This window comes from Marinobacter koreensis, assembly GCF_023156285.1.
Classification (GTDB): domain Bacteria; phylum Pseudomonadota; class Gammaproteobacteria; order Pseudomonadales; family Oleiphilaceae; genus Marinobacter; species Marinobacter koreensis.
Window position 1 is genome coordinate 45,294 of sequence record NZ_JAKZAJ010000007.1, and the last position, 26,287, is coordinate 71,580.

Annotated in this window: 25 protein-coding genes; 20 read left to right on the top strand and 5 right to left on the bottom strand. The window is 58.0% G+C overall.

The genetic code is table 11. The features are described 5' to 3' along the window. Positions 1-140: 140 nt before the first annotated feature. The 17 genes from MLD04_RS16985 (at position 141) to MLD04_RS17065 (ending at position 16,404) form a co-directional block, all read left to right on the top strand. A complete protein-coding gene (locus MLD04_RS16985) occupies positions 141-1,028 on the top strand; it encodes a type IV pilus biogenesis protein PilM (RefSeq protein WP_248160600.1) in 888 nt (295 codons plus the stop codon). Then, complete coding sequence (locus tag MLD04_RS16990) at positions 1,025-1,636, top strand: PilN domain-containing protein (RefSeq protein ID WP_248160601.1); 612 nt, start codon at positions 1,025-1,027, stop codon at positions 1,634-1,636. The genes MLD04_RS16985 and MLD04_RS16990 overlap by 4 nt, the downstream gene beginning before the upstream one ends. Beyond that, positions 1,633-2,319, top strand: a complete 687-nt coding sequence (gene gspM / locus MLD04_RS16995) for a type II secretion system protein GspM (protein WP_248160602.1) — start codon at positions 1,633-1,635, stop codon at positions 2,317-2,319. The genes MLD04_RS16990 and gspM overlap by 4 nt, the downstream gene beginning before the upstream one ends. A gap of 1 nt (position 2,320) precedes the next feature. Further along, entirely contained in the window at positions 2,321-2,644 is a 324-nt protein-coding gene (locus MLD04_RS17000) for a hypothetical protein (RefSeq protein ID WP_248160603.1), read from the top strand. Positions 2,645-2,670: 26 nt separating this feature from the next. Next, a complete protein-coding gene (mshL, locus tag MLD04_RS17005; RefSeq protein ID WP_248160604.1) occupies positions 2,671-4,389 on the top strand; it encodes a pilus (MSHA type) biogenesis protein MshL in 1,719 nt (572 codons plus the stop codon). 1 nt (position 4,390) lies between these two features. Then, a complete protein-coding gene (locus MLD04_RS17010; protein WP_248160605.1) occupies positions 4,391-5,230 on the top strand; it encodes an ExeA family protein in 840 nt (279 codons plus the stop codon). Further along, positions 5,227-6,336 carry a tetratricopeptide repeat protein gene (locus tag MLD04_RS17015; RefSeq protein ID WP_248160606.1) on the top strand — a complete coding sequence of 370 codons (1,110 nt, stop codon included), beginning with the start codon at positions 5,227-5,229 and terminating at the stop codon, positions 6,334-6,336. Before MLD04_RS17010 ends, MLD04_RS17015 begins: the two co-directional genes overlap by 4 nt. Next, positions 6,336-8,105 (top strand): GspE/PulE family protein, encoded by a 1,770-nt coding sequence (locus MLD04_RS17020; RefSeq protein ID WP_248160704.1) that lies wholly within the window; start codon positions 6,336-6,338, stop codon positions 8,103-8,105. Before MLD04_RS17015 ends, MLD04_RS17020 begins: the two co-directional genes overlap by 1 nt. Beyond that, the gene (locus tag MLD04_RS17025; protein WP_282451997.1) at positions 8,105-9,331 is read left to right on the top strand and encodes a type II secretion system F family protein; all 1,227 of its coding nucleotides are present in this window, start codon (positions 8,105-8,107) and stop codon (positions 9,329-9,331) included. Before MLD04_RS17020 ends, MLD04_RS17025 begins: the two co-directional genes overlap by 1 nt. A 9-nt stretch (positions 9,332-9,340) precedes the next feature. Continuing rightward, entirely contained in the window at positions 9,341-9,883 is a 543-nt protein-coding gene (locus tag MLD04_RS17030; RefSeq protein WP_248160607.1) for a hypothetical protein, read from the top strand. Between the two features lie 36 nt (positions 9,884-9,919). Beyond that, positions 9,920-10,453 carry a type II secretion system protein gene (locus tag MLD04_RS17035; RefSeq protein WP_248160608.1) on the top strand — a complete coding sequence of 178 codons (534 nt, stop codon included), beginning with the start codon at positions 9,920-9,922 and terminating at the stop codon, positions 10,451-10,453. 28 nt (positions 10,454-10,481) lie between these two features. Beyond that, on the top strand, positions 10,482-10,967 hold the full coding sequence (locus MLD04_RS17690; RefSeq protein WP_282451998.1) for a type II secretion system protein: 486 nt from the start codon (positions 10,482-10,484) through the stop codon (positions 10,965-10,967). A 126-nt stretch (positions 10,968-11,093) separates the two neighbouring features. Continuing rightward, positions 11,094-11,549 carry a prepilin-type N-terminal cleavage/methylation domain-containing protein gene (locus MLD04_RS17045; protein ID WP_248160609.1) on the top strand — a complete coding sequence of 152 codons (456 nt, stop codon included), beginning with the start codon at positions 11,094-11,096 and terminating at the stop codon, positions 11,547-11,549. After that, entirely contained in the window at positions 11,546-12,040 is a 495-nt protein-coding gene (locus MLD04_RS17050; RefSeq protein ID WP_248160610.1) for a prepilin-type N-terminal cleavage/methylation domain-containing protein, read from the top strand. The genes MLD04_RS17045 and MLD04_RS17050 overlap by 4 nt, the downstream gene beginning before the upstream one ends. Beyond that, positions 12,040-12,810 (top strand): PulJ/GspJ family protein, encoded by a 771-nt coding sequence (locus MLD04_RS17055; protein ID WP_248160611.1) that lies wholly within the window; start codon positions 12,040-12,042, stop codon positions 12,808-12,810. The genes MLD04_RS17050 and MLD04_RS17055 overlap by 1 nt, the downstream gene beginning before the upstream one ends. Further along, positions 12,800-13,222, top strand: a complete 423-nt coding sequence (locus MLD04_RS17060) for a hypothetical protein (RefSeq protein ID WP_248160612.1) — start codon at positions 12,800-12,802, stop codon at positions 13,220-13,222. Before MLD04_RS17055 ends, MLD04_RS17060 begins: the two co-directional genes overlap by 11 nt. Positions 13,223-13,707: 485 nt before the next feature. Then, positions 13,708-16,404, top strand: coding sequence for a DUF6701 domain-containing protein (locus tag MLD04_RS17065; RefSeq protein ID WP_248160613.1), 2,697 nt, complete (start codon positions 13,708-13,710; stop codon positions 16,402-16,404). A gap of 50 nt (positions 16,405-16,454) precedes the next feature. Here MLD04_RS17065 and ntrC read toward each other — a convergent pair whose 3' ends face one another. The 5 genes from ntrC to MLD04_RS17090 all read right to left on the bottom strand — a co-directional run bounded on the left by ntrC (position 16,455) and on the right by MLD04_RS17090 (position 22,333). Then, the gene (gene ntrC, locus MLD04_RS17070) at positions 16,455-17,888 is read right to left on the bottom strand and encodes a nitrogen regulation protein NR(I) (RefSeq protein ID WP_248160614.1); all 1,434 of its coding nucleotides are present in this window, start codon (positions 17,886-17,888) and stop codon (positions 16,455-16,457) included. Next, positions 17,885-18,979: a nitrogen regulation protein NR(II) gene (glnL, locus tag MLD04_RS17075; protein ID WP_248160615.1), complete on the bottom strand. Its 1,095-nt coding sequence runs from the start codon at positions 18,977-18,979 to the stop codon at positions 17,885-17,887. The genes ntrC and glnL overlap by 4 nt, the downstream gene beginning before the upstream one ends. A 242-nt stretch (positions 18,980-19,221) precedes the next feature. Further along, the gene (locus MLD04_RS17080) at positions 19,222-19,749 is read right to left on the bottom strand and encodes a DUF4124 domain-containing protein (RefSeq protein WP_248160616.1); all 528 of its coding nucleotides are present in this window, start codon (positions 19,747-19,749) and stop codon (positions 19,222-19,224) included. Positions 19,750-19,929: 180 nt separating this feature from the next. Beyond that, entirely contained in the window at positions 19,930-21,333 is a 1,404-nt protein-coding gene (gene glnA / locus MLD04_RS17085) for a glutamate--ammonia ligase (protein WP_248160617.1), read from the bottom strand. 109 nt (positions 21,334-21,442) lie between these two features. Then, complete coding sequence (locus tag MLD04_RS17090; RefSeq protein WP_248160618.1) at positions 21,443-22,333, bottom strand: GGDEF domain-containing protein; 891 nt, start codon at positions 22,331-22,333, stop codon at positions 21,443-21,445. Positions 22,334-22,351: 18 nt separating this feature from the next. Between MLD04_RS17090 and typA the strand changes: the two genes are divergently transcribed. The 3 genes from typA (at position 22,352) to dtd (ending at position 25,808) form a co-directional block, all read left to right on the top strand. Beyond that, positions 22,352-24,169: a translational GTPase TypA gene (typA, locus tag MLD04_RS17095; protein WP_248160619.1), complete on the top strand. Its 1,818-nt coding sequence runs from the start codon at positions 22,352-22,354 to the stop codon at positions 24,167-24,169. Positions 24,170-24,302: 133 nt separating this feature from the next. Further along, positions 24,303-25,265, top strand: a complete 963-nt coding sequence (gene pip / locus MLD04_RS17100) for a prolyl aminopeptidase (protein WP_248160620.1) — start codon at positions 24,303-24,305, stop codon at positions 25,263-25,265. Between the two features lie 84 nt (positions 25,266-25,349). Then, complete coding sequence (dtd, locus tag MLD04_RS17105) at positions 25,350-25,808, top strand: D-aminoacyl-tRNA deacylase (RefSeq protein WP_248160621.1); 459 nt, start codon at positions 25,350-25,352, stop codon at positions 25,806-25,808. Positions 25,809-26,287: the final 479 nt, after the last annotated feature.

Genomic DNA, 26,287 nt, shown 5'->3' on the forward strand with positions numbered 1-26,287 from the left:
GGGTTATTTTTTGATCTATCATGTAACCCACTGTAAATGGCCGTTTTTTGGCCAATAATAATAAACCGGATCGTGCGAGTGCTTTCATCTTCCAGTCTGTATCCATGGGCAGCGTTTCCTTGTTTCAAAAACTGAAAAACATGTTTCGGCCAGGGCGCGCCACCCAACGCGTTTCCCTCGAAGTGCGTCCCGACGGGATTGCCTGGGCGATGAATGTTCAGGGCCCTGATCCCCGCTCCGGTTTTTCCGAATGTCTGCCGGCCAGACGAGGGGAAACCCTAAAGTCCCTGGTCGAACAGAATGGCTGGGCAGGTGCAGTCGCCACATTGGTTCTGCCGCTGGATCAGTACCAGGTCTTCCAGATGGAACGGCCCGAGGGTATCGAAGAAGACGAATTGGCGGATGCCCTGAAGTGGAAGCTCAAGGATCTGCTCGATTTCAGCCCTTCGGATGCTGTCTCAGACGTTTTTCCTTTCCCCAGCGATGGCGCCAGAGGCCGTGGAGAACTGGCCAATGTGGTGGCGGCTCGAAAAGCGCTGGTGAGCGATTTGGCGGCCCTGGTACTGGACTGCGGCATGCAACTGGAACGCGTGGATATCGCGGAGTTGGCTTTGCGCAATCTCGTGGCCCGGATGTCCGGTACTGACCGGAGCACCGCGTTGGTCCACTTGCGTGAGGGTTACGGTCAGCTTGTTATCTGTCGGGGCCAAACCCTCTATCTGTCCCGTCGGCTCGATGTCTCTTACGATGAGCTGCGTGATGCGGCCCGTCAGGAGAGTGCGGTACAGACGCTGGCGCTGGAGATCCAGCGGTCTCTCGATTATTACGAGAGCCAGATGGGGCAGGTTCCCCCGAATACCATTTTCCTGGTCGCCCGGGACAGCGTTCTGCCTTTGTCCTCCATGTTGTCCTCCTACGTGGCCGCCGAGATTGCCACACCTGACTGGGCGTCCCTCGGCCTGGACGGGTCGCTCGATAGCCGGTGCATCGCCGCATGGAGCAGTGCTCTCGTGGGGGGCGTTGCATGAGGATTCAGCAAGTCAATCTTTACACCAGTGAACTGCGCCCGCGGAATCAGCGGCTTACAGCGACTACGGCTGTCTTGTCGCTGGTGGTGGTGTTTGTCGGGGTTCTTGCGATCAGCGTCTGGTCGTCTTATCAGAGCCGGCAGCTGGAGGCGAAATTGGCAATGACGCAGCATCGTAATGAGCAGTTGCAGGCTGCCGTCACTGCGATGTCCGAAGCGGTGAAACAGCGCCAACCCGATCCCGGGTTGGAGGCGGAACTGGAAGGTCTCAACCGCACTTTGGCCCGTCGGCAGCGCTTGCTGGATCGGGTCTCCGGGCTTGCGGTCGGACAAAGCGGTACGTTTTCCCCCCTGATGTCCGCGTTGGCACAGCAGATACCGGATCAGGTCTGGCTTACCGGAATTACCCTGGAGCTGGATCCGCTTCATGCTGAAATTCGTGGCCGGACGCGTGACAGCCATCGGGTGCCCGTCTATCTGGAACGGCTGGGGCAGTCGGCGGAGTTTCGCGGACGCACCTTTGGTTCGTTCCGTCTGAGTCGTCCGGAAAAGGGCGGCCCGGTCGAGTTTTTCGTGGCCACGCGGCCCGGTGAGGAGGGTGGATCATGATCGGCCACCTGAAAAATCTGTATCAGCAAGGCGCAGACCGCTTTGATGAGCGGCCTGTTCGCGAACGCACCCTCATGACGATTACCGCCATAGTGGTGGTTCTTTTCCTGGTCTGGATTCTGATTCTGGAGCCTCAGTACCGGGCCCGTGATGAACTGGGACAACAGTTGGATGCTGCCGGGAATCAACAGGATCAGTTGCTGGCCCAGCAGCAGACCCTGGAGCAGACGCTGTCCGAGGATCCCTCTGAAGCGTTGCGGGAAACACTCGCTCAGCGGCGCCAGCGGCTCGATGATTTGAACCGGCAGATCGGCGAGACCGCGGATCGGCTTATCGCGCCACAAGCCATGGTTGCCTTGCTTCGTGAGATCCTGGCTGCCCAGGACGATCTTGTTCTTGAATCCCTCGAACTCAAAACACCTGAACCGGTGTTTGCCGAAAGTGGCTCACCCGATAAAGCACAGAGTGACAGTGAGTCGGAACCACTTTTGTACGCGCATCAGGTGGAGCTACGTATCTCCGGGAGTTACCCGGCGGTGCTTGCCTATCTGAAAAAACTCGAGTCTCTTGATGATCGCCTTGGGTGGGTCCGGCTGGAATACACGGCTGGTGACTGGCCCAAAGGGGAGGCCGTCATTGACGTGCGCACTCTGAGCCTGGATAAGGCATGGCTGGGAATCTGATATGAACATCGCCCGTAGCTTTGGATTGATCGTGTTTTTGCTTGTCTGGGGACAGGCCAATGCGGTGCAGGACCCCACGCGTCCGCCGCACGCTGGGGAACCGACAGCGAACCCTGCGCCACTCAGGACGCTGTCGCTGGATTCCATTGTGTACGGCGAGGGTCGGCGAGTGGCCGTGATTGACGGTCGCCCAATGCGCGAAGGTGAGACCGTGAACGGGGTGCGCGTGAAAGCCATTCATTCTGATCGGGTTGAGGTCCTCGACCGTGGGCACAAACGCGTGCTAAGGCTTGAGCCGTTGCCGGGTGTGCGGGTGAGTCGATGAACAATACGGAGGCAACCAGAAGCATCATGAGAAAGATCTGCCGACCGGCACTGGCCTGTATGGTCGGGCTGGCACTGTCCGCGTGCAGCAACAATCCTCTCATGCGAACGTCCACCGCCACGTCGACCGATGCAGCCGACGAGATTGTTAAGACCCTGGACAAAGCTGATGCTGCTGGTCAGAACCAGCAGGCCGATGCCTCGAAGCAGACGGCGCAGCACAGCCTGCCGGCCGATGTCAGTGCGGCTCTGCTGCCGCCCCTGCAACCGGCTGGCTCGCGTGATGACCGGTTCGATGTTAACGCCCGTGCGGTGGAAGCCCGCAGTTTCTTCGAATCTCTGGTGGCCGGCACCCGATTCAACGTGGTGGTAGAGCCGGGGCTGTCGATGCCGATCGACCTTCGCCTTCACGATGTCACCGTACCGGAAGTCATGGACATCGTCTCGGATCTCTACAATCTCGATATCGAGCGCAATGGGCGCCTCTATCGGGTCAAGGCCGACAGGCTCCAGACCCGCATCTTCTCGATCGATTACCTCGATTTCAAGCGCAAGGGTGGTTCGGAAACCCGGGTCAGTTCCGGTCAGGTGACGGGGTCACGCTCGTCGGGTACTAACAATGGAACCACTAACTCAAACACGGGTAACGAGGACCGGAACCTGGTGGGTACCACCATTTCCACAAAAACCGAGTCGGATTTCTGGAATGACCTGCAGGCCACCCTGAATATGATGGTTGATTCGGAGGCCGGCGATCAGGTGATTGTGAATGCCGGTGCGGGCCTGGTTATGGTTCGGGGACGCTCTGATACCCTGAAGCTGGTAGAGGATTATCTCCGGCGCACGGAATTGATCATGCAGCGGCAGGTGGTGCTGGAAGCCAAGATTCTGGAAGTGGCCCTCAATGAAGGCTATCAGCAGGGCATCAACTGGTCGGATCTGCAGCGCGCATCGTCCATTACCGCAAGCGACGGCCTTCCCGCTGACTTCACCGCTCAATCCCTGGCTGGCCAGACCATCAGCACCTCGGATATTGGCGGCCTGTTCTCCGCCTCTTTCCGTGAGGGCAGCTTTTCAGCGTTGATCCAGCTCCTTGGAAGCCAGGGCAATGTTCAGATTCTGTCCAGCCCGAGGGTCTCCACGGTGAATAACCAGAAAGCGGTGATCAAGGTTGGTACGGATGAGTTCTTTGTCACCGATATTGACTTCAACAAGGACAACACCAACCTGACCGGGTCAGACAGTACGACCACCTCGGTTGAGCTGACGCCATTTTTCTCGGGTATTTCCCTGGATGTAACACCCCAGATCGCGGATGACGGGGCCATCACGCTGCACGTTCACCCGTCCGTCAGTGAGGTCAGCGATCAGGAAAAGGTGATTACGGTGGGTGATCGGGATGTCACGCTGCCGCTGGCGAAGAGCACGGTTCGGGAAACGGACAGCGTCGTTCGGGCTGACAGCGGGCAGATTGTCGTGATCGGTGGCCTGATTCAGAATACCAGTGAAGACAACAATTCCGCGGTTCCGTTTTTCAGCGATATTCCGCTGGTGGGTGAGCTGTTCAAACAGCGCAAGTTTGACTCACGCAAGAGCGAGCTGGTGATTCTGCTCCGGCCGGTGGTTGCCGGCAGGGGCACCATGGCTTCGGATATCTCGTCGAGCCACCAACGGATGAAGGTGTTGCGGGAACTCCTGCAATCTTCCCAGTCGGTCAAGCCCGAACCGGAGCGCGCGCCACGGTAATATGTACGAGACCCACTTCGGACTGCAGGAAGCACCGTTCGCATTGACGCCCAATACCCGCTACTTTCTGCGGTCACCCAGCCATGCTGATGCGCTGGAACTCCTGCTGGTGGCACTCCGGGAAAGGGAGGGTTTTATCAAGATCACCGGCGAGGTGGGCACGGGAAAAACCCTGCTGTGTCGACTGTTACTTAACGAGCTGGATGATATTGCCTGTACGGCCTACATACCCAATCCTCACCTGTCGGCGGATACCCTTTACGAGGCGGTGGCGGAAGAGCTCGGTGTCGATATATCCGGCTGTGCCAACACCCATCAGGTGCTCAAGGCGCTTAACCAGCGCCTGATCGACCTGGCGATGGACCAGCAGCCGGTTGTGCTGGTGATTGACGAAGCCCAGGCCATGCCGGAACCCACCATCGAGGCGTTAAGACTGCTGACCAACCTCGAAACCGAGAGCACGAAACTGCTCCAGGTCGTGCTGTTTGGTCAGCCTGAACTGGATCAGCTGCTCGGCAAGGACAGTCTGCGCCAGCTGCGTCAGCGAATCACCTTTCAGTATCACCTGAAGCCACTGGATCGCGCCTCGGTTGCCCAGTATCTTCGCCACCGGCTTGCCCAGGCCGGATATAACGGCGGTGAACTGTTTGCGCCCGGCGCCCTGAAGCTCATTGCCCGCTCCTCCGGAGGGATTCCCCGGCTGGTCAATATCCTGGCGCACAAGGGACTGCTTGCGGCCTGGGGGCAGGGCGCCCGACAGGTCGGGCGAGTTCATGTGTTGAGTGCGATCCGGGACACCGACAGCGCGATCCGTCCCGGGCTGATCGGGAGGTGGCTATGAGTCTGCTGAACGATGCCCTTCGGGCGGCGGAACAGCGCCAGAAGCGCACTGGTCAATCGGGTGCCTATACGGGGCAACCGTCTGCCCCCGGAACACGATCGCGCCAATTCCCGCTTCTTGCCGCACTCCTTGGTGTCATCGCCGCGGGGTTGGGAGGCTGGTACCTGTGGCCTGATTCTCCCTCAAAGACGCAGGAGTCCGTTGCCGTGATGCCGCCGGCGGAGGCTTCCTCATCCCTTGCGACGGGGCACAAGGAAGCCCCGCCGGTAGCCACCGAGCAGAAGTCCGTCGCCGAGCCCCCTGCAGAAACGCATCCGGAACCCACGTCAGGGAGTAAGCCTCCGAGTAATCCGGTCAGGGATAATGTCGAATCCGTGTCGGGTGACCGGCCTGAAGCCTCATCAGGTGTCGCATCCGATCCGCAGGCGGTAGAAAAAGCAGCAACCGTTTCGGTTCCGACGAGCGACAAGCCGGAAACCTCCGAAGCGGCAACGGAGAGCAAACCGCCATCGCCGCCGGTAAAACGAGTGCGTGAGACGCCGGAGTTTCGTGATCGGCAGTTGAGCCGGGATATTGGTGAACTGTTGCAGTCTGGCCGGACCGACGAAGCCGAAGCAAGGTTGCGTTCCCTGCTGCAGCAACAACAGGCACCGCAGAGCCGCGAGGCGCTCGCCCGGGGATTCCTCGTGTCGGGCGATTACCAGAAAGCACTGGACTGGTTGCCCGAGGATGCAGGGGCTGGGAACCCGAACCTTCGGGTGTTGCGTGCCAGGGCATTGCTTGCCGGCGGAAATCTGGAGGCGGCCCTGTCCACGTTGCGTAATGATATTCCGCCGGTGCAAAACCATCCGGAGTACCTGGTCACACTGGCCACGCTGTTGCAGCAGGCCGGAGAGAACCAGGCGGCCGCGGAGCAGTGGACCCGACTGCTGGCCTCCGATGACAGTCGTCCGGCCTGGTGGGTGGGGCTTGGCATTGCCCTGGAGTCTCAGGGCCAGCTGGACAGCGCAACGCGGGCCTACGCCGAGGCAGCGTCGCTGCCGGGGCTGTCGCCGGCGCTTGTTGATTATGTACGCAAACGTCTGAAAACCTTGCAGGCTGGATGATGACGACCGAACCGAAAAAGAAGATCCGCATTGGTGACCTGCTGGTTCAGAATGAGGTCATCACCGAAGACCAGTTGATGACGGCACTGCGGGAGCAGAAAGATACCGGGCGCAAACTGGGGCGCACGCTGATCGATCTCGGCTATGTCGACGAAGACAGTCTGTTGAACATTCTGTCGCGCCAGCTCGACGTGCCCTTTGTGCAATTGCGTCACTATCAGTTCAACAATGAGCTGGTGAAAAAGCTTCCCGAGGCGATGGCACGTCGGTTCCGGGCCATCGTGCTGGCGGAACAGCATGGCGAACTGCTGGTAGGCATGGCGGATCCACTGGACATCTTTGCCTACGATGAACTTGTCCGGGTGCTCAAGCAGCCCATCAAACAGGCCGTCGTCCGGGAAAGCGAACTGCTCAACACGCTGGATCTCGTCTACCGTCGAACCGAAGAGATTGCCTCCCTGGCGGAGGAGCTGGAAGACGAACTGGGCGACGACGCCTTCGACCTCGCGGATTTGTCAGCCGAGTCGGAGAGCGAGGATGCGCCGGTCGTCAAGCTGCTGAAAACGCTGTTTGAGGACGCCGTGCAGGCGCGGAGTTCGGATATCCATATCGAGCCGGACGAGTCCGTCGTCCGGATTCGCCAACGGGTGGATGGCGTGCTCCAGGAACAGGTGATGAAGGAAAAACGGGTCAATGCTGCTCTCGTTCTTCGTTTGAAACTCATGGCCGGCCTGAATATTTCCGAGAAGCGGTTACCCCAGGACGGGCGCTTCAATGTGCGCGTCAAAGGCCGCAGCATTGATGTGCGGGTATCCACCATGCCCGTTCAGTTCGGCGAATCGGTGGTCATGCGTCTGCTCGACCAGAGTCAGGGCATTCTGAATCTGGACAGCACGGGCATGCCCGAGGATGTCCTGGACCGTTTCCGCCGGATGATCCGCAAACCCCACGGCATGATCCTGGTAACGGGCCCGACGGGTAGCGGTAAAACCACGACCCTCTACGGTGCACTCACCGAACTGAACCGACCTGAGGTGAAGGTGATCACTGCCGAGGACCCGGTGGAGTATCGCCTGCCACGGATCACCCAGGTTCAGGTCAATCCCAGAATCGGTCTTGAATTTGCCAACGTGCTGCGAGCCGCACTGCGACAGGATCCGGACGTTATCCTGGTGGGGGAAATGCGGGACCGGGAAACCGTGGAGATCGGCTTGCGAGCGGCCATGACCGGTCACCTTGTCCTGTCGACCCTGCACACAAACGACTCAATCAGCAGCGCCATGCGCCTGATTGATATGGGCGCGGAGCCCTTCCTCGTGGCCAGTTCGCTGTTGGGGGTGGTGGCGCAGCGTCTCGTCAGACGGGTTTGTGAGAACTGCTCGTCTCCTTATGAGCCGACGGATCAGGAACGGGTCTGGCTGGAAACTTATGACCTGGATCCGCTGGATCTTGAGGCCGGCTTTGTCCAGGGGCGCGGTTGCTATCAGTGCAGCAACACCGGTTACAAGGGCCGGGTGGGCGTTTACGAATTACTGGAAATGAATGAATTCATGCTCGACGCGCTGCGGCGCAGCGACGTATCCGGCTTCACTCGGGCCGCCAGAAACAGTCCGTGGTACAGGCCATTGGGCCGGTGTGCCATGGATTATGCATTACGCGGTGTAACGACGCTGGAAGAAGTGGCGCGGGTGGCGGCGACATCGGAAGGGGAGTTCTCGCCCGAGGATGAGATTCCCATGCCCGATAGTCCGCTGGGAGGTTCTTCCTGATGGATTTCCGGTATCGGGGGAAAGATGCTTCCGGCAGTGTCCAGCAGGGGGAGCTGTCGGCGCCGAATGTGGATGCCGCCGCCTCCGAATTGATGCGCCGGGGCATTACACCACTGACTATCCGCGAACATCAGCCGCGTGTCTCGGTAACAGACCGAATCCAGACTATGGGCGTGTTCCGCCAGAATGTGACTCTCGATGAGTTGATCGTTTTCTGTCGTCAGATGTATGCACTGACCCGCGCCGGGATTCCTCTGATCCGGACCATGCGGGGGCTGGCGGAAACCTCCCGGTCACCGGTGCTGGCCAAGGTTCTTGAGGACGTCACTACCCGGTTGGAAGGCGGTACCACCATGGCGACCGCCATGCAGGCCCATCCCCGCGTGTTTTCTGATCTGTTTGTGGCCATGATCCACGTCGGCGAAAACACGGGCAGGCTGGATGAAGCGTTCAAGCGACTTTCGGAGATTCTGGAGCTCGAGCGGGACACCAAGCGACGGTTGAAACAGGCCATGCGGTATCCCACCTTTGTGATGGTCGCCCTGCTGGCTGCGCTGATGGTGGTGAACTTCCTGGTGATCCCGAAATTTGCGGCGGTTTTCAACAAACTGGGTGCCGATCTGCCGTTCCTCACCCAGATACTGGTTGCGACCTCCAATTTTCTGCTCGGCTACTGGTACGTCGTCCTGTTCGCAGGAGTGGCGCTTGGAATGCTGGTGCAGCAGTGGAAGCAGACAGAGCAGGGGCGTTTGACCTGGGATCGATACAAGTTGCGTTTGCCGGTGATTGGTAACCTCCTGGAACTGATTACCCTGAGCCGGTTTGCCCGTAATTTCGCGACCATGCTGGCGGCTGGCATGCCGGTGACCCATGCCCTGAGCGTGGTGGCCGACGCCACCGACAATGCGTGGATTGCGACCCACATCCGGGACATGCGATTCGGAATCGAGCGGGGTGAAAGCCTGCTCCGTACGGCTCGTCAGAGTGGCATGTTCCCGCCGCTGATCCTGCAGATGATCGCCGTGGGTGAGGAAACCGGTTCCGTGGATGAAATGCTGAACAATGTAGCGGATTTCTACGACGAGGACGTCGATTTCGGTCTGAAGCGCCTGGCCGAATCCATTGAGCCGATTCTGATCGTAGCCATGGGCATACTGGTGTTGATTCTGGCGTTGGGTGTATTTCTGCCGATCTGGGACCTGGGAGCCGCAGCGCTGGGGAGGTAGCCATTGCCAGTGTCGAGGCTGACGGGAAGCAGTGAGCTCGCAAATAGCCGGCGATTTCGGCTGGCTCTGGTGCTGGTAATACTGGCGGTGCTCGGGTGGTTTTTGGTGGGAGCACTGGAACGCCAGGCCAGCAAGGTAGAGCGGCAGAGTGTCGGGCTTGTGCTCAGTCAGCTCAGGGCGGCCCTGGTGGTCAAGGGCGCAGAAATCATGCTGGACCGGGGCGCTCGTTTCGAAAGCTACGTAGGCATCAACCCGGTGGGGTTGGTGCAGCAGAACTGGAATTCGTTCGAAGGCGCCTGCACGGACGATGGTCCAGCGAGAGGGAAATGGTGTTTTCGGCCTTCTCCGGAAGTGAAAGGCGATACCGCGAAGACTGGCCGATTGTTATACCGGCCGGAACACCGAATCCAGATCGGCCAGCGGGTGGCCGAGCCAGGCGCGACGCTGGGCTGGATGGTGACGACACAGTTTTCGGACCGGAACGGCGATGGTCGTCAGGACGAATCAGAGAGAACGACCGGGTTGATGTTGGAACCGGTGACAGAGAATTGATGTAGGGCCCCACACAAAAAGAAGGAACGCATTACTATGAAAAGCCAGACAAGACTGAATCGCGGCCAGGGTTTTACCCTGATCGAACTGGTGGTGGTGATCGCCATACTGGGCATTCTGGCGGCATTTGCTCTGCCACGGTTTGCTCAGTTGTCCGAACAGGCCCACCAGTCCAGTATTCGGGCGACGGCAGGCGCCTTGTCCGCCGGCGTGGCCCTGGCCAAGACCCAGTGGGTTTCGAACGGGTTTACCGCAGCCACCACCAACGTTCAGGGGTTTGGCAACGACAATATCGATGTGAGCGGCGACGGTTGGCCCACGGCCACCGGCGGTGCCATTGATACCAATATGACCGTGACTCGTTGTCAGGAAGTCTGGCAGGGTTTGTTGCAGGCCAATGCGCCGACAATCACGGGAACGAGTGCCTCGCCCGACTATGCAGTCAGCGTCCAGCCGGATGGTGATGCGGGGCAGGGCCCTGACTGTGTTTACACCTACCAGCCGGACGGCCAGGGCAGCACCATCGTCTATGACGCCGACACCGGTGAAGTAACCACAACCATTAACTGATCAACCAAGCAAAACGTGGAGTAGAGCCATGAAAATGATGAACGCAATTCCTGCGCGCAATGAAAAAGGTTTCACCCTGATCGAACTGGTCATGGTGATTGTAATTCTGGGCATTCTGGCGGCGTTTGCGTTGCCGAGGTTTGCGGATCTGGGAACTGATGCAAAGAGCGCAACGAGAGCTGGTATTCTCGGTGCGATGAAATCTGCTTCTTCAATTGCACATTCGAAGTGTCTTGCTGATAACGCCTGTAATACGTCTGCGTCTACTATCGAAACGGCTGCTCTGGATGGAGCCGATGTAGACATGATTTACGGCTATCCTGATGCGACGGATAGTGGAATCATTGCTGCTGCACAAATTGACACTGCACTAAGCGATGGTGGCACAAGTGGTGCAGGTGAGACCCTTACGGTCACCATTGACAAGGATTCCACATGCACCGTGACCTATCAGTCACCCTCCGCCGCAACTGGCGCTCCTAAGTTTGGAGGCGCCACTAAAGGATGTCCGTAACGTAGCGAAAAATACTGCTCCGGTTTAGCACCAAATAAGTTTGTTGGGGGATATCCCTCAGAGTTCTCTAGGGTTTCTCATATATAAGCATAGCTTGGGCGGTATTTGAATGAAGTGGGAGAGCGGATGATGATTCGAGATGCCCCTTGCTCGTCCGGTTTCACTCTGGTCGAGCTGGTAATGGTACTCGTTCTGATCGGCGTTATTTCAGCGGTTGGTGTTGGACTATTCACCAGCCGCTCCGCCTTCTCTCCTCTGGTTGCTACCCAGCAACTTGCCTCCGCCACGCTGCTTGCCCAGCAGGCAGCGTTGGCAGGCAATCCCGCCGGGAGTCTGACGATCGATCAGACATCCGATGAGTTCCGGTTTACGGTCGGCAGCGGCACCTCCATATCTCGAACCTTTTCAATCAATCGAAACGGTACCTCTTTGAACGGGGCATCACTGCCTCTTACCCTGAACTTCACGTCATTGGGGGCGCTCGCGTCCGGATCGGATGTGGCTCTGACCTTTACCGGTGAGAGTACCTTCCAAACCTGCATCAGTTCTCTGGGCGCCGTGTATCAGGGGGCCTGTCAGTGAAGGCATTGCAGCGCGGCGCGACCCTGGTGGAGCTGGTCATCACCATTGTGATTATCAGTGTAGCTGTGGCCGGTGTGGTGGGTGCCTTTGCCCTGATCAGCGGTCGCAGCGCCGATCCGCTCAACCAGACCCGAGCGGTGGCACTGGCCCAGCTTTATGCGGATGAAATTCTGTCGCGGAAGTATGATGAAAATACCCCGCCGGGTGGAGTCCCCCGGCATTCCGGGTGCAGTATCAACACGGAAGAAGCCGGTCGCGCCTCCTACGATGACGTGGACGATTACGATGCGATATCGAACGATCCTCCCCGTGATGCATCAGGAGCGGCTCTGGATCCGACCTCGTACAGCGGGTTTCAGGTCAGTGTCAGCGTACAGTGCGCCGGTAGCGAGGTTGGTCTGCCCGCAGCCGACGCCAAACGGATCGATATCACGATTCGGGATCCAGGCAATGCAACGTACGCCTTTACGTTCTACAGGGCCAATTTCTGATGCGTCGCGCCAGGGGATTCACGCTCGTGGAACTGGTCATGGTGATTGTCATCCTCGCCATCGTGGCCACCATCTCGGTCCAGTTCGTATCGCTGTCCACCCGGGGTGCCCTGGATGTTAGTGCCCGGCAGCAACGGGCACTGCAGGGCGTGGTCATCAGCGAACAGCTTTCACGCCAGTTGCGGGAAGCCTTTCCATTGTCTATACGGGTCAGTGGCCAGTGCCTGGAGTGGCTACCAGTGCTGGCGGCGACCAACTACATTCACCGGCCGCAGGGGCCGGGGTTCGACAAGATCGACATCGTGCCTTTCAGCCAGGTGCCTGCGGTGGGAAACCGGGCTCTGATCTATGGCTATGGTGCGACAACGTCGGAGCTGTACGGAACAGCCAATCCGGGTCCGGTCTCGACGCCCATTGCCGGTATAGCCGGTGGAACAATCACCCTCAGCAGTGCCCATCGGTTTCGTCAGCAGTCCCCGGTGCGCCGTTTGTATGTCATCGGAAGCCCGGTCAGTGTGTGCCAGAACGGACGTATGCTTTACCGGTATTCGGGATATGGACGCGCAACTTCTCAACCATCGCCCCCGACAGGCGGTGTGCGGGAAGTGATGTCGGCAAACCTTTCAGGGCCAGTCGATTTCCGGTTTACCCCGCCAACCTATCAGAGAGCGGCCGTTGTCGAATTTGCGCTTACCCTCAAGGATTTCGATACCGGTAGTGACGAAACCACCACCACACGGCAGGAGGTCCAGATCCGGAATGTACCCTAGATCTCCCGGTAAGTATCAGAATGGTGCGGGTTTGCCGATTGCGATATTTGTTATCACGGTGCTGTCGCTGCTGGTCTTCGGTATGGCCCAGTTGCAGCAGCAGTCCGGCGAATCGCTGAGTCTCCAGATCCAGTCCCAGCGGGCATTTTTTGCCGCTGAGAGTGGCGCTCAGGTGGGTGTGACGGATGTGTTATACGAGGGCCGCGTCTGTCCTGCGAGCGGCTCGAGCTGGACTATAGCCTTTACCAAACAGGCGCTTTCCGGATGTGAGGCCCGGCTCCAGTGTTCACAGGAGGATGCCACTGCCGTGAATGGAAATGGTGGCGACAGGCTTTATACCATCCTCAGTGAAGGTCGCTGCGGGATGGGGCAAGAGGCTGCCCGTCGAGTTGTGGAGGTACGGGTACGATGAGGTTGTTGCTCTCCTGCTTCATTCTTCTGGGGCTGCTCACACAAACAGCATTCGGAACAGTTGTTTTGTCAGCCAACGGGGATGTAGCGGGTCCTGTAACAGTAAATGTTGGTGATACCGTTGATTTTGTAGTTCGCGCTACAAATTGTTCGAACATTAATGGATACGGTGGTGCTTGGAGAGACACTTGGGTGGTCGGTGGGCAAGCTGAAAGTCAAATATTTGGTTCAAGTCCGTGCACCGTACCCTCTTTGGGTCGGCAAACAACGTTTGCTTCCCCTGGCTCATATAAGGTGGAGTATATTTCCGAATACTGTCGCAACTACCGGTTTGGCCTTTGTTTTTCCGGTTGGCAAACGGATCAGTCTGACTCCATTGTCGTTGAAGTTCGGGATCCGAATGCCCTGACTTGTTTTGATGATGATTTTTCTGCTGGGGGTTTAAGTACTAGTGATTGGGTGACTTCCGTTTCGCGTGGAAACTTTGTGCCCGGCGTTACGAGCAATGGCCGGCTAAGAATGACCGAAGCTGCCAGTAACCAGGCCACGGCCGCCACTTTACAGCGCGAGATCCCTGGTGCAGATAACCTCATTGTTCTGGAATTCGACTATTACGCATACGGTGGCAGCGGGGCAGATGGTGTCGCAGTGGTTTTGTCGGATGCGCTGATCACACCTCAGCCCGGCAGTTACGGTGGGTCGCTTGGTTACGCTCAGAGAAACAATGGTGACAGTGGGTTTGCGGGCGGCTGGCTTGGCGTTGGTCTTGATGAGTTCGGAAACTTTGCAAATGAAAGTGAAGGAAGGTCCGGAGGCAATCGAAAAGGCGCGGTGCCAGACGCAGTTACGTTGAGAGGCTCTGCGCCTAGTTATCAGTATCTGGCCGACTCTGGACGGCTCAATCCCGGCGTGGACGCAACGGGGCAGTTCAGTCCCCACCGCTACCGCATTACCGTGGACTCCAGAGCTGGTGTCGGGCCCATTGCTACCGTCGAGAGGGACACCAGCGGAACCGGCAATAATTTCTCCGAACTGGTGCGAATTGATCTTGGAGCGGTTTCTTCCCAGAGTGCCATTCCGGAAAACCTGTTGCTGTCGCTGACTGGATCGACGGGTGGCTCCAATAACATCCATGAGCTGGACAATGTTCAGTTGTGCGCCCTGAAGCTGAACCCGGTCGGTCAGCAGGTCGACCACTTCGAAATTGTTCACGATGGCGTCGCGTTAACCTGCCAGCCGGAGACTGTTACCGTGCGGGCCTGTGCCAATGCGGCCTGTGACCAGCTGTTCACCGATCCGGTGGCTGCGACGCTGGCACCGAGCAGTGGGTGGTCCGGGGGCAATGTCTTGTCGATTACCGGAGGAACGGGCTTGGCGTCACTGCAGCACACCACCGCTGGAAATGTTTCGCTCAACGTTGTGGGCTCGCAACCCTCTACCCGGCCTCAGTCCGTCACTTTGTGCGATAACGGAAACGGGGGACTTTCGAGTAGCAACTGCACTTTGCCATTCTATGATTCCGGTTTGGCTTTTGATGTGCCGGACCTCACCTCGCACAAGCCGGAAAACGCGATACAGGTCCGGGCTGTCCGGCGGGACAACCAGACGGATGCCTGTGTGCCGGCATTCGAGAACGTGCGTAAGCCCGTTTCCTTCTGGTCCACCTACGTCGACCCCGGTGCCACAGGGCGTCCGGCTAGCCGTCCATTGTCGGTGAATGGTACGGCGATCGGTGGAAGCCAGACCGCTGCTACAACGCTGGACCTGGACTTCGGTGTTGGTGGCGTCGCACAGATTGATGTGATGTATCCGGATGCGGGGCGGATGAACCTGAATGCGCGTTACCTCGGGTCCACGGCAACTGGCGACAGTGGTCTGGAGATGCCCGGTGCCGACGGTTTTGTCAGCATTCCGGCCGGCCTGTGCGTCCGGTCGGCAGGAGAATGTCTGGCCGGCGACTCAACCTGCCCGACGTTCCGGAAAGCCGGGGAGTCCTTTGACCTGAACATTCAGGCCGTCGGTTGGGAGGGCAGTGGCGATACCGATCTTTGCCAGGGCAATCCGTCTACGCCGAATTTCACGCTTTCGGATATCCCGTTAGCCGCCAACCTGGTAGCGCCGTCTGGCGGGGCTCCGGGAACGGTTGTGCCAGCCACCTATTCACATGGTGCATCATCGACGGCAACGCAAACGGTGGCCACTCGGGTTTCCGAAGTCGGCGTATTCCGGTTCCTGGCAACACCGGCTTCTGGAAGTTATCTGGGACGAACGGTTCCCGGGGGCACCAGTGCGCCGATTGGTCGCTTCTATCCGGACCGTTTCGAGGTGACTACAGATCCCGGCGAATTACAGGCCGAGTGTACCGCCGGCGGTTCTCCCTTTACCTATACCGGCGAGCCGTTTGGCTGGAAGGTCCCCGCGTCCTTGAGCATCGAGCCGGTGTCGGTTCAGGGGGTGCCAACATTGAATTATACCGCCCCGGGATTCAGAAAACTGGTTGCCAGTGATGTCGATCGTGTTTTCCCGAGCACTGATTCGACGGCAGTTGATACGTCCGGATCATTGATGCCCCTGACCAGCACACCCACGATAGGTAATCTGGCTGTAGTGCAGCCGGGACTGATGTCTTATCAGTTCTCCATGGCAGATCAGATGGCATTCGATAAATCTGTCGGGCAGAGGATATCGCCATTTGTTCCGGATATTGCATTCCAGATTTCGGACATGACGGATTCCGACGGTGTGTCTGCAAGTGCAACGCCCTACAGTTTTACCCCAGGCGCAGGCTTCGACATCCGCTACGGCCGCCTTTTCCTGGAAAACGCCTATGGCCCGGAAACCCTGTCCGCGCTTCCGATGCCGTTCCGAGTGGAGTACTGGAATGGCTCGGGCTTTGTCACCAACACGGCAGACAGTTGCACCGCCTGGTCGACCACGGACATCACCGATACCGAAAATTATCATTCACTGGATGCGGCCAGTGGCACCCTGAGTGCCGGGCAGGGAGGCCCGCTGACCCTGGTGCCGGATGGCACACAAGGCACCGATTCCCTGGTCTGGAATGTGGCGGACTGGCTGGAGTTTGATCAGGATGGCGATGGCACACTCGAGGACCCGTCGGCATTGGCAACGTTCGGGGTCTATCGGGGACATGACCGCGTGATCTACTGGCAGGAGCAATAAAAAAGGCGAGGCCAGGGCCCCGCCAAACCGCTTACGAACCATGCGGTTCGTTAATCGTCGTCGTTTTCGGGGTGGTCCAGTCCCAGTTCATTGATTTTGCGGGTCAGGGTATTGCGCCCCCAACCGAGCAGGATGGAGGCATCCCGCCTGCGGCCCCCGGTGTGGCGAAGGGCGGTTTCGATCATGATCCGTTCGAACTCCGGCACCGCTGTGTCCAGGATGCCCTTTTTGCCCCGTTTGAGCTCTTGCTCCGCCCAATTGCGCAGGCCTTCCTGCCAGGTCAGCCCGGTTGCCGCCATTTCTGACTCGGCCTGGTGCAGCAGTTCTGGGGGCAGGTCGTCGATGTGAATCTCGCGGCCACTGGCCATGACGGTCAACCACCGGCAGGTATTCTCCAGCTGGCGGACGTTTCCGGGCCAGGGCAGTGTGGTCAGGTATTCTTCCGCTTCCGGCCGGAGAATCTTGGGCTCAACCGAGAGTTCCTTGGCCGCCCGCTTGAGAAAGTGCTGCATCAGCCGTGGAATGTCCTCCCGGCGTTCGGCCAGCTTGGGCAGGTGTACGCGGATGACGTTCAGGCGATGGAAAAGGTCTTCCCGGAAGCTCCCGGCCTGGACCAGTTTCTCGAGATCCTGGTGAGTGGCGGCGATGATGCGGACATCCACCTTGATGGGCGTGGTTCCTCCCACCCGGTAAAACTCGCCATCGGCGAGGACCCGAAGCAGGCGGGTCTGCGTATCGGCTGGCATATCGCCGATTTCATCAAGGAACAGCGTGCCGCCATTAGCCTGCTCGAAACGGCCCTGGCGCGCGGCCCCGGCCCCGGTGAAGGCGCCCTTTTCATGACCGAACAGCTCGGACTCGATCAGGTCTTTGGGAATGGCCGCCATATTCAGCGCAATAAACGGGTGCTTGGCCCTGGGGCTGTGATTGTGCAGGGCCTGGGCGACCAGTTCCTTGCCGGTCCCGCTTTCGCCGTTGATCAGAACCGTGATGTTGGAGTGTGAGAGTCGTCCGATCGCCCGGAAGACCTCCTGCATGGCCGGCGCCTCACCGATGATCTCCGTGTTGCGCTGATTGCTCTCGGCCGGAGGTTCCGACGTGGCCCGCTTTTCGTGGGCGTGGGCGACCGCGCGTTTGACCAGGGCAACGGCATCGTCCACGTCGAAGGGCTTGGGCAGATACTCGAACGCACCGGTCTGATAACTGGTCACCGCACTCTCAAGATCAGAATGGGCGGTCATGATGATGACGGGCACGTCGGGGTAGCCTTCGACAATGCGTGACAGCAGGGTGATTCCGTCCACGCCCGGCATGCGGATGTCACTGATAACGGCATCCGGCCGTTCGTGCTCCAGTCGGGTCATGATACTGTCGCCGCTGTCGAAGACGCGGGGATTCATACCGGCCTGGCTGAGGGCGCGCTCCAGCACCCAGCGAATACTTTTATCGTCGTCTATGATCCAGACGTTTGCCGGTTGGCTCATGAGTTTTCCTCCAGGGGCAGGAAGATGATGAAGTCGGTTTGTCCGGGTTCGCTTTCACACTCGACCAGTCCATGGTGCTGTCCGATGATGCTCTGGGTGATGGACAGCCCGAGACCGGTTCCGCTGGCGCGTCCGCTGATCATTGGATAGAAAATGTTCTGCAGCAGGTCGGGTGGAATGCCGGGGCCGTTGTCGATGATGTCCACCCGACATACCAGGCGATATCGGCGGTGGCCGATGGTGAACTGTCGCAAGGCCCGAGTCCGGAATGTGATGGTTGGAGGCTGGCTGTTCGTCTGGTCGATCTGGTTCTCGAACGCCGCTTCCATGGCATTACGGGCAATGTTCAGAAAGGCCTGAATGAGTTGTTCCTTGTCTCCGATCAGTTCAGGCAGACTGGGATCGTAATCCCTGCAGAAGGTCACACGACCTTTACTTTCCGCCTCCAGCAGCGTTCGTACCCGCTCCAGAACTTCGTGGACGTTGGTGGGGGCCAGCTGCAGTGCCTTGTGCGGTCCAAGCATCCGATCGACGAGGCTTCTGAGGCGATCCGCCTCATCAATGATCACCCGGGTATATTCCCTTTGCTCCTCGTCGTTGAGTTCCCGGTCCAGAAGCTGAGCTGCGCCACGTATTCCTCCGAGCGGGTTCTTGATCTCGTGAGCCATGCCCCGGACGAGGATGCGTGTGGTTTCCTGCTGGGAAATAATGTCTTCTTCCCGGCTGATCCGCAGGAGGCGATCCCGTGGCTGGATTTCAATCAACAACTCTGTGGGGTCCAGCGAGATGGGGGTGACTGAGTAGTCGACGGTGAGTCGTGCACCGCTGGGGAGCAGGAACTCGGCTTCCCTGCGGGTGTAGGACTGGCCGTTTTCCAAGGCAGCGTAAAGGGTCTTCAGGGCATCCTCGGAGTCCACCAGGCTGTCTGCAAACGGTTGGCCCTGGCTGCGGGTCATGCTGGTTTCGAAAAGACTTTCCGCGGCTGGATTCAGGTACTGGATTTTCAGGTTGTCCTGAAGCACCAGGACCGCCGTAGTCAGGCTGTCGAGAATGCTTTTATAACCGTTGACGGTGGCGGGTAATGCGGCCATGAACCCATCCTGTTGAGTCGTTCAGAAAGTGACGGGAGGTAAGCTGCAAAAAGCGAACCATCTTGCACCATTATCGGTACGGCGGTGGGCGACAGCCGGGCAGGAGCCCCAAACGGCTCTGTGGCATGCCGTTTACTGGTGCAACGCGGGATGGCCAACCGATACAGCGCTGGGCTTTCGCCCTCTTGCTGATCAGAGTATGGCTGCTTTCTGGTGCGAATGCACCACGATGGGGCGGCGGATCAGTTCAGAACGGAGGGGCGGTGTACCGTGAAACTGATGGGTGAGCCGGCTTTTACCTGCACACCTTTGTCATCGATGATGTAGACCCGGGCTTCGTGGGTTCCGCGATAGACGTTGTTGACGACGATGGAGCTGGAGGTTGACTGACCAACGGGCTGGCCATCCAGAGTGACCTCGTACTTGTGTCCCGACTGGAGTTCCGGATTGCTGGTGACTTCGAACCGGACGTCTCCGCTGCCGCTGTTGAAGGCCTGTCCATCCCGGGGCGAGGCGATGGATACGGAATCGTAGAGGGCGCCTTCCCGTTTCACTTCCTCACGAAGCTTGTCGGTCTCCTCCACGGTTTGTGGCTTTGGCAGGGTAACCGTGGTGACAGGCTTGACCTTGATCGCTTCGCCTCCGTCCATGGGCTCGTCCGAGAAGGTGACGTTACCCTGGGCATCGACATGCCTGTAGACTTCGCCAAGAGCCGGCGTGGTCAGAGTCACCAGCAACATTGCCGCAGCTATTCCGTGCATCGCGTTCATAAGTGCAACCTGTCATATTGTTTCCGGTTGATTATCAACGGCCTTTGTCGGGTTTTCAACGCCGGTTCCCGGCGATATTCGTTACATATCGTTAAGAGCGGGAGAGTGTGCGGTTGTGCACAAAAAAGCCCCGCATGGTGCGGGGCTTTCGGGGGTCTCCGATAATCGGCAGGTGCCGGATTAGCAGGAGTAGTACAGATCGAACTCGACCGGATGAGTGGTCATGTTCAGACGCTCAACCTCGGCACGCTTCAGATCGATATAACCAGCGATCATGTCCTCGGTGAACACGCCGCCACGGGTCAGGAACTCGTGGTCGTTTTCCAGGCAGTCCAGGGCTTCCTGGAATGTCTCGGCGACGGTCGGAATGTTCAGTGCTTCTTCCTTCGGCAGATCGTACAGATCCTTGTCCATGGCATCGCCCGGGTGGATCTTGTTCTGAATGCCGTCGAGGCCAGCCATCATCAATGCCGCGAATGCGAGGTACGGGTTCGCGGACGGATCCGGGAAACGAACCTCGATACGACGTGCTTTCGGGCTGCTCACGTACGGAATACGGATTGACGCGGAGCGGTTACGGGCGGAGTAGGCCAGCATGACCGGTGCTTCGAAGCCCGGAACCAGACGCTTGTAGCTGTTGGTGGAGCTGTTGGTGAAGGCGTTGATGGTCTTGGCGTGCTTGATGATACCGCCAATGTAGTACAGCGCCATTTCGCTCAGGCCGGCATAGCCGTCACCGGCGAACAGGTTCTTGCCGTCCTTGTTCAGGGACATGTGAACGTGCATGCCGGAACCGTTATCACCAACAACCGGCTTGGGCATGAAGGTGGCGGTCTTGCCGTAGGCGTGAGCCACGTTGTGGATGCAGTACTTCAGGATCTGAACTTCGTCGGCCTTGCGGGTCAGGGTGTTGGCACCAACGCCGATTTCACACTGGCCGGCAGTACCTACTTCGTGGTGGTGAACCTCGATTTCCAGGCCCATGGACTCCATGGCGGCACACATGGCGCCACGCAGGTCGTGCAGGCTGTCAACCGGCGGAACCGGGAAGTAGCCGCCTTTTACGCCCGGGCGGTGACCGATGTTGTTACGGTCGAAGTCTTCGCCGGAAACCCACGCGGCTTCTTCGGAGTAGATTTCGTACATGGAACCCTGCATGTCGGTCTTCCACTTGACGGAATCAAATACGAAGAATTCCGGCTCCGGACCGAACAGGGCGCCATCCGCCATGCCGGTGGACTTCAGATACTCTTCAGCACGCTTGGCAACGGAGCGGGGATCGCGCTCATAGCCCTGCATGGTGGACGGTTCCACGATATCGCAGGTGATGTTGACGGTGGTTTCTTCGGTGAACGGATCCAGGACGGAAGTTTGGTCGTCCGGCATCAGGATCATGTCGGATTCGTTGATGCCCTTCCAGCCAGCGATGGAGGAGCCGTCGAACATCTTACCTTCGGTGAAGAAATCTTCGTCGACTTCGGTCGCGGGCAGGGTGACGTGCTGTTCTTTACCGCGGCTGTCGGTGAAGCGCAGGTCAACCCATTTGACTTCGTGTTCTTTGATCAAATCAATCGTCTTGGACATTGTGCATGCTCCGTAAGTTATCCCGCTGCGCGGGCCTGTTTCATGTTCGCGATGCCGGATCGTTCAGAGAGTCTGAGGTCCGATCATTGTTTTGGGTATCGGAAGCTTATCAGAAGCTCGGGTCCGTTACCTGACAATTTGTGCGGCTGCGGGATCCAAAGCAAGGCGCTTGCCAGTTTTGGTTCTCTGCGCCACAAAGGCGCAGCCGCGCGGGTTCGGGGCGCTCCACCCCTTCTTTATGGGCCAGAAGGCGGCATATGGGTGCGCTAAAATAGTGCATTATTGCCGTTGACGCCTTTTTGTGGTGCGCTCGATGTTTTGTGCCGTCGTCAGACATCTGCGAATGAGCGGGTGAGGCGTCTGGCGCATCCTCAAGATGGATGATCTGATTCCTGCCCGTCTGTTTGGCATGGTAGAGGCATCGGTCTGCCTGGCGAATCAGGGCTTGAAGCGAGTCACCATGGGCGCCATATTCGGCGATACCGCCGCTGATGGTCAAGCTGATGGTTTCACCAGAGTACATCAGCGGAGAGTGTTCAATGGTTTCGCGAATTTTGTTAGCCGCCGCCTTGGCCTGTGTTTCAGACGTTTCGGTCAGTAGCAGTACAAATTCCTCCCCGCCCAACCGTGCCGCAAGGTCAGTCCGGCGAAGGGATTTTTGCAATATCCGGGAGACATGCTGCAGCGCCTTGTCGCCCATCTCATGGCCAAACCGGTCATTCACAGCTTTGAAATGATCCAGGTCCAGAATCATTACCGTCAATGGTGTTCCCTGTCTGAGACTCCTGCGCTTTTCCCGCTCGAATACGTCCGCCAGCCTCGCCCGGTTGGCCAGAAGGTCCACCGGGCTCTGGTGGCCATGGGCTGAAGAAAGAAATACATATAACTGAGAGGTTAAACCATGTACAATTTCGCACCCCTTATTTGCAGGCTCCAGCCCCGGCAGGCTGGACGCGTATTCCGAGCTTTGTGCATTCAAGCCAGAAAAGCTCTTTTCCAATGAAGTGAAATCTTTTTTATGTCCAATGATATCAGCAAGTTAAGAAACGTCGCCATTATTGCTCACGTTGACCACGGCAAGACGACCCTGGTTGACCAGCTGCTCCGTCAGTCCGGAACCCTGGATCGCAAGGAGCTTGAAAGCGAGCGCGTTATGGATTCCAACGACCAGGAAAAGGAGCGGGGCATCACCATCCTGGCCAAGAATACCGCCCTGAAGTGGAACGACTACGACATCAATATCGTGGACACACCGGGGCACGCTGACTTCGGCGGTGAGGTCGAGCGCGTAATGAGCATGGTCGACAGTGTGCTGCTGGTAGTAGATTCTATTGACGGCCCCATGCCACAAACCCGATTTGTAACCCAGAAAGCGTTCGCGGCGGGTCTTCGGCCGATTGTGGTGGTGAACAAGATTGACCGTCCCGGCGCTCGCCCGGATTGGGTCGTGGATCAGGTTTTCGACCTGTTCGATAACCTGGGTGCCACTGACGAACAGCTGGACTTTCCCATCGTATACGCCAGCGCACTGAACGGCATTGCCGGTATGGAGCACGAGGATCTGGACGACAATATGGACGCCGTGTTCCAGGCGATTGTCGACCACGTGCCCGCGCCGGCCGTCGATATGGATGGCCCGTTCCAGATGCAGATCTCCCAGCTGGACTACAACAGTTTCCTCGGCGTCATCGGTATCGGTCGCATCATGCGCGGTGCGGTCAAGACCAATACGCCCGTAGTCGCCATCGGCCGGGACGGCAAAAAGCGAAATGGACGGATTCTTAAAATCATGGGGCACTCCGGTCTGCAGCGTGTTGAAGTGGACGAAGCGCAGGCGGGCGACATTGTCTGTGTCAGTGGTCTGGATCCGCTGTACATCTCCGACACCCTGTGCGATCCGAACAATGTTGAAGCTCTGCCGGCACTGACTGTGGATGAGCCGACCGTTTCCATGACCTTCCAGGTAAACGATTCCCCGTTCGCCGGTAAAGAAGGCAAGTACGTCACCAGCCGAAACATCAGGGAGCGCCTTGAAAAGGAGCTTCTGCATAACGTGGCGCTGCGGGTCGAAGAGGGTGACTCTGCCGACAAGTTCAAGGTTTCCGGTCGTGGTGAGCTTCACTTGTCGGTGCTGATCGAGAACATGCGTCGTGAGAACTTCGAGCTGGCGGTAGGTCGCCCGGAAGTCGTGATCCGCGAAATTGACGGGGTCAAGCAGGAGCCGTACGAAAACGTCATCGTGGATATCGAAGAGCAGCACCAGGGCCCGGTCATGGAACAGCTTGGTCTTCGCAAGGGTGAAATGACCAACATGATTCCGGACGGTAAAGGTCGCATGCGTGTGGAATACATCATTCCGGCCCGCGGCCTGATCGGCTTCCGGAATGCCTTCCTGACGATGACGTCCGGTACCGGCATCCTGACGTCGACATTCAGTCACTATGGTCCTGTGAAAGAAGGGGCCATGGCGGGTCGTCAGAATGGCGTGCTGATCTCCATGGCCAAAGGTACGGCGATGACATACTCGCTGGAAACCCTGCAAAGTCGTGGAAAGCTTTTCCTCGCGCCCGGTGACGAGATCTACGAAGGACAGCTGTGCGGTATTCACAGTCGTGAGAATGACATCGTGATCAACCCCACCAAGGCCAAGAAGCTCGATAACATGCGGGCCTCCGGTAAAGACGAAGTGATTGGCCTGGTGCCGCCCATCAAGCACACCCTGGAGCAGGCGCTGGAGTTCATTGACGATGATGAACTGGTGGAAGTGACCCCCAAATCGATCCGGCTGCGTAAGAAGCTGCTGACCGAGAACGAGCGGAAGCGCGCCAAGAAGTAAGCACTAATGATCGCAAAAAAGGGCAGATGAGGTTTCATCTGCCCTTTTTTATTTTTCTGACCTGGCAGAGAACTTTCTTCTCGCCCGATGTTCAGCCAAACTCCGGTAAAGTCCTTGCGCCGGAGTCTCGCCCATGCTCAACCTCTACCCTGAAATCCTGCCAAATGCCCAGCATCGACTCGCCGTGGATCCTCCTCACGAACTCTATGTCGAGGAAAGTGGTAATCCCGACGGCATTCCGGTCATCGTTGTGCATGGCGGGCCGGGAGGTGGTTGTGAGGATTATCACCGGCGTTTCTTTGACGCGGAGCGGTTCCGCATCATCCTGCTTGACCAGCGTGGGGCCGGTCGTTCGACGCCTCTGGCTGAGCTCGAGGGTAACAGCACCGATAAACTGGTTGAGGATCTGGAAGCCGTTCGCCAGTTTCTCGGGATTGACCGGTGGATGCTTTTTGGTGGCAGTTGGGGGTCCACACTTAGTCTTGTGTACGCTCAGACCCATCCGGAAAGGGTGCTTGGCCTGGTTTTGCGAGGAATATTCCTGTGCCGGCCCCGGGATATCCACTGGTTTTATCAGGAGGGTGCCAGCCGTGTGTTCCCGGACTACTGGGACGACTTCCTGGCCCCGATCCCCCTGGATGAGAGGGGCGAGATGGTCTCTGCCTACTATCGCCGGCTAACCAGCAGCAACGAACTTGAGCAGATTCAGGCGGCCAAGGCGTGGTCTGTCTGGGAGGGGCGTTGTGCAACGTTGCATCCGAATTCACGGGTCGTTGAGCATTTCGGCCATCCCCATGTTGCCATTGCCCTGGCGAGAATCGAATGTCACTACTTCATGAATAACGCTTTTCTGGAGCCAGACCAGATTGTCCGGGATGCCCATAAACTGGCCGCCATCCCGGGCGTTATTGTGCACGGTCGATACGACATGGTTTGTCCTCTGGATAATGCCCTGGCATTGAGCAAGGCCTGGCCAGAGGCCGAGCTTCGTATCATTCGGGACGCCGGTCATTCGGCGTCGGAACCGGCGATCGTGGATGCTCTGATCCGCGGTGTTGAGGAAGTAGCCGCGAGGGCGGAACAGATCTCGGATTAAAGTGGCCCGGGATGGGTTGCGGTCAGTGACAGGCCTCTATAAACTTTCGCGCGTTTATGACTCGAGCCAGTTTGCAGGAAGCGAATGAAAGGGCTGATCCAGAGAGTATCCGAAGCCAGTGTCACTGTTGACGGTGCAGAGATTGCCTCCATCCAGAGTGGTATCCTTCTGTTGCTTGGCGTTGAGCGAGGCGATGATGTCCGGTGCGCAGGAGAGCTGTGCCGGAAGATCCTTTCCTACCGAATTTTTCCTGATGACCAGGGGCGAATGAACCGCAGTCTCCTGGACATTAACGGCGAGCTGCTGGTGGTTCCCCAGTTCACTCTGGCTGCCGATACCCGCTCCGGTACTCGCCCGGGTTTTTCGTCGGCGGCCAGCCCCGACCTTGCCAATACCCTTTTCCTCCGCTTTGTTGACAGTGCCAAAGGTGCGATGGATGCGGGCCGGGTAGCCACAGGGCGCTTTGGTGCCGATATGAACGTCGCGCTGATTAACGATGGCCCTGTTACGTTTCTTCTGGAGGTGTCCGGTACGGAGACCTGAGCTTTCCTGCACCCAAATCAGGCGGGCTCGGCCAGCATGCTGCACATTGGTGCGTGAGATTACAGGCTCTGGCGGTTCGTTCTGAGCATCAAAGCCAGTGATATTTTTGTAATTGACTGATACCAAAGAAAAATTAAAGGGCTGGCCTCATACTTGTAATGAGAGGTCCATCAAGACCTTTGAAATGAAACGCTATAAAAGATTGCGTTTCAGGTGCCAAACAAGCTAAAAAGGCGCGGTTTGAAATTTGCAAAATCGGCGGCTTTGTATTAAAACAGTTTCATCACGAAAGGCTTTAAGAAGATCTTGTAAGTGATTGAACTATAAAGATCTGCCGATGCGTAGATTTTTCAGAAAAAGAAGAAAAGTTATCGAATTGTCACAAAAATGACATGCAGATAATGCAGAATCCGGCTCATCCAGCCTGGCTGGTGACGCCCTAAAAATCGGGATTAGAACCCGTCGCTAAAACCTGAGTT

Excerpts from the sequence above, each read along its gene's own strand:
- MLD04_RS16990 (WP_248160601.1), top strand. The coding sequence starts at position 1,025 with ATGAGGATTCAGCAAGTCAATCTTTACACCAGTGAACTGCGCCCGCGG.
- MLD04_RS17060 (WP_248160612.1), top strand. The coding sequence starts at position 12,800 with ATGTACCCTAGATCTCCCGGTAAGTATCAGAATGGTGCGGGTTTGCCG.
- pip (WP_248160620.1), top strand. The coding sequence starts at position 24,303 with ATGCTCAACCTCTACCCTGAAATCCTGCCAAATGCCCAGCATCGACTC.
- glnA (WP_248160617.1), bottom strand. The coding sequence starts at position 21,333 with ATGTCCAAGACGATTGATTTGATCAAAGAACACGAAGTCAAATGGGTT.
- mshL (WP_248160604.1), top strand. The coding sequence starts at position 2,671 with ATGAGAAAGATCTGCCGACCGGCACTGGCCTGTATGGTCGGGCTGGCA.
- MLD04_RS16985 (WP_248160600.1), top strand. The coding sequence starts at position 141 with ATGTTTCGGCCAGGGCGCGCCACCCAACGCGTTTCCCTCGAAGTGCGT.
- MLD04_RS17080 (WP_248160616.1), bottom strand. The coding sequence starts at position 19,749 with ATGAACGCGATGCACGGAATAGCTGCGGCAATGTTGCTGGTGACTCTG.
- MLD04_RS17055 (WP_248160611.1), top strand. The coding sequence starts at position 12,040 with ATGCGTCGCGCCAGGGGATTCACGCTCGTGGAACTGGTCATGGTGATT.
- ntrC (WP_248160614.1), bottom strand. The coding sequence starts at position 17,888 with ATGAGCCAACCGGCAAACGTCTGGATCATAGACGACGATAAAAGTATT.
- dtd (WP_248160621.1), top strand. The coding sequence starts at position 25,350 with ATGAAAGGGCTGATCCAGAGAGTATCCGAAGCCAGTGTCACTGTTGAC.
- typA (WP_248160619.1), top strand. The coding sequence starts at position 22,352 with ATGTCCAATGATATCAGCAAGTTAAGAAACGTCGCCATTATTGCTCAC.
- MLD04_RS17025 (WP_282451997.1), top strand. The coding sequence starts at position 8,105 with ATGGATTTCCGGTATCGGGGGAAAGATGCTTCCGGCAGTGTCCAGCAG.
- MLD04_RS17045 (WP_248160609.1), top strand. The coding sequence starts at position 11,094 with ATGATGATTCGAGATGCCCCTTGCTCGTCCGGTTTCACTCTGGTCGAG.
- MLD04_RS17035 (WP_248160608.1), top strand. The coding sequence starts at position 9,920 with ATGAAAAGCCAGACAAGACTGAATCGCGGCCAGGGTTTTACCCTGATC.
- MLD04_RS17015 (WP_248160606.1), top strand. The coding sequence starts at position 5,227 with ATGAGTCTGCTGAACGATGCCCTTCGGGCGGCGGAACAGCGCCAGAAG.
- gspM (WP_248160602.1), top strand. The coding sequence starts at position 1,633 with ATGATCGGCCACCTGAAAAATCTGTATCAGCAAGGCGCAGACCGCTTT.
- glnL (WP_248160615.1), bottom strand. The coding sequence starts at position 18,979 with ATGGCCGCATTACCCGCCACCGTCAACGGTTATAAAAGCATTCTCGAC.
- MLD04_RS17000 (WP_248160603.1), top strand. The coding sequence starts at position 2,321 with ATGAACATCGCCCGTAGCTTTGGATTGATCGTGTTTTTGCTTGTCTGG.
- MLD04_RS17020 (WP_248160704.1), top strand. The coding sequence starts at position 6,336 with ATGACGACCGAACCGAAAAAGAAGATCCGCATTGGTGACCTGCTGGTT.
- MLD04_RS17010 (WP_248160605.1), top strand. The coding sequence starts at position 4,391 with ATGTACGAGACCCACTTCGGACTGCAGGAAGCACCGTTCGCATTGACG.
- MLD04_RS17690 (WP_282451998.1), top strand. The coding sequence starts at position 10,482 with ATGAAAATGATGAACGCAATTCCTGCGCGCAATGAAAAAGGTTTCACC.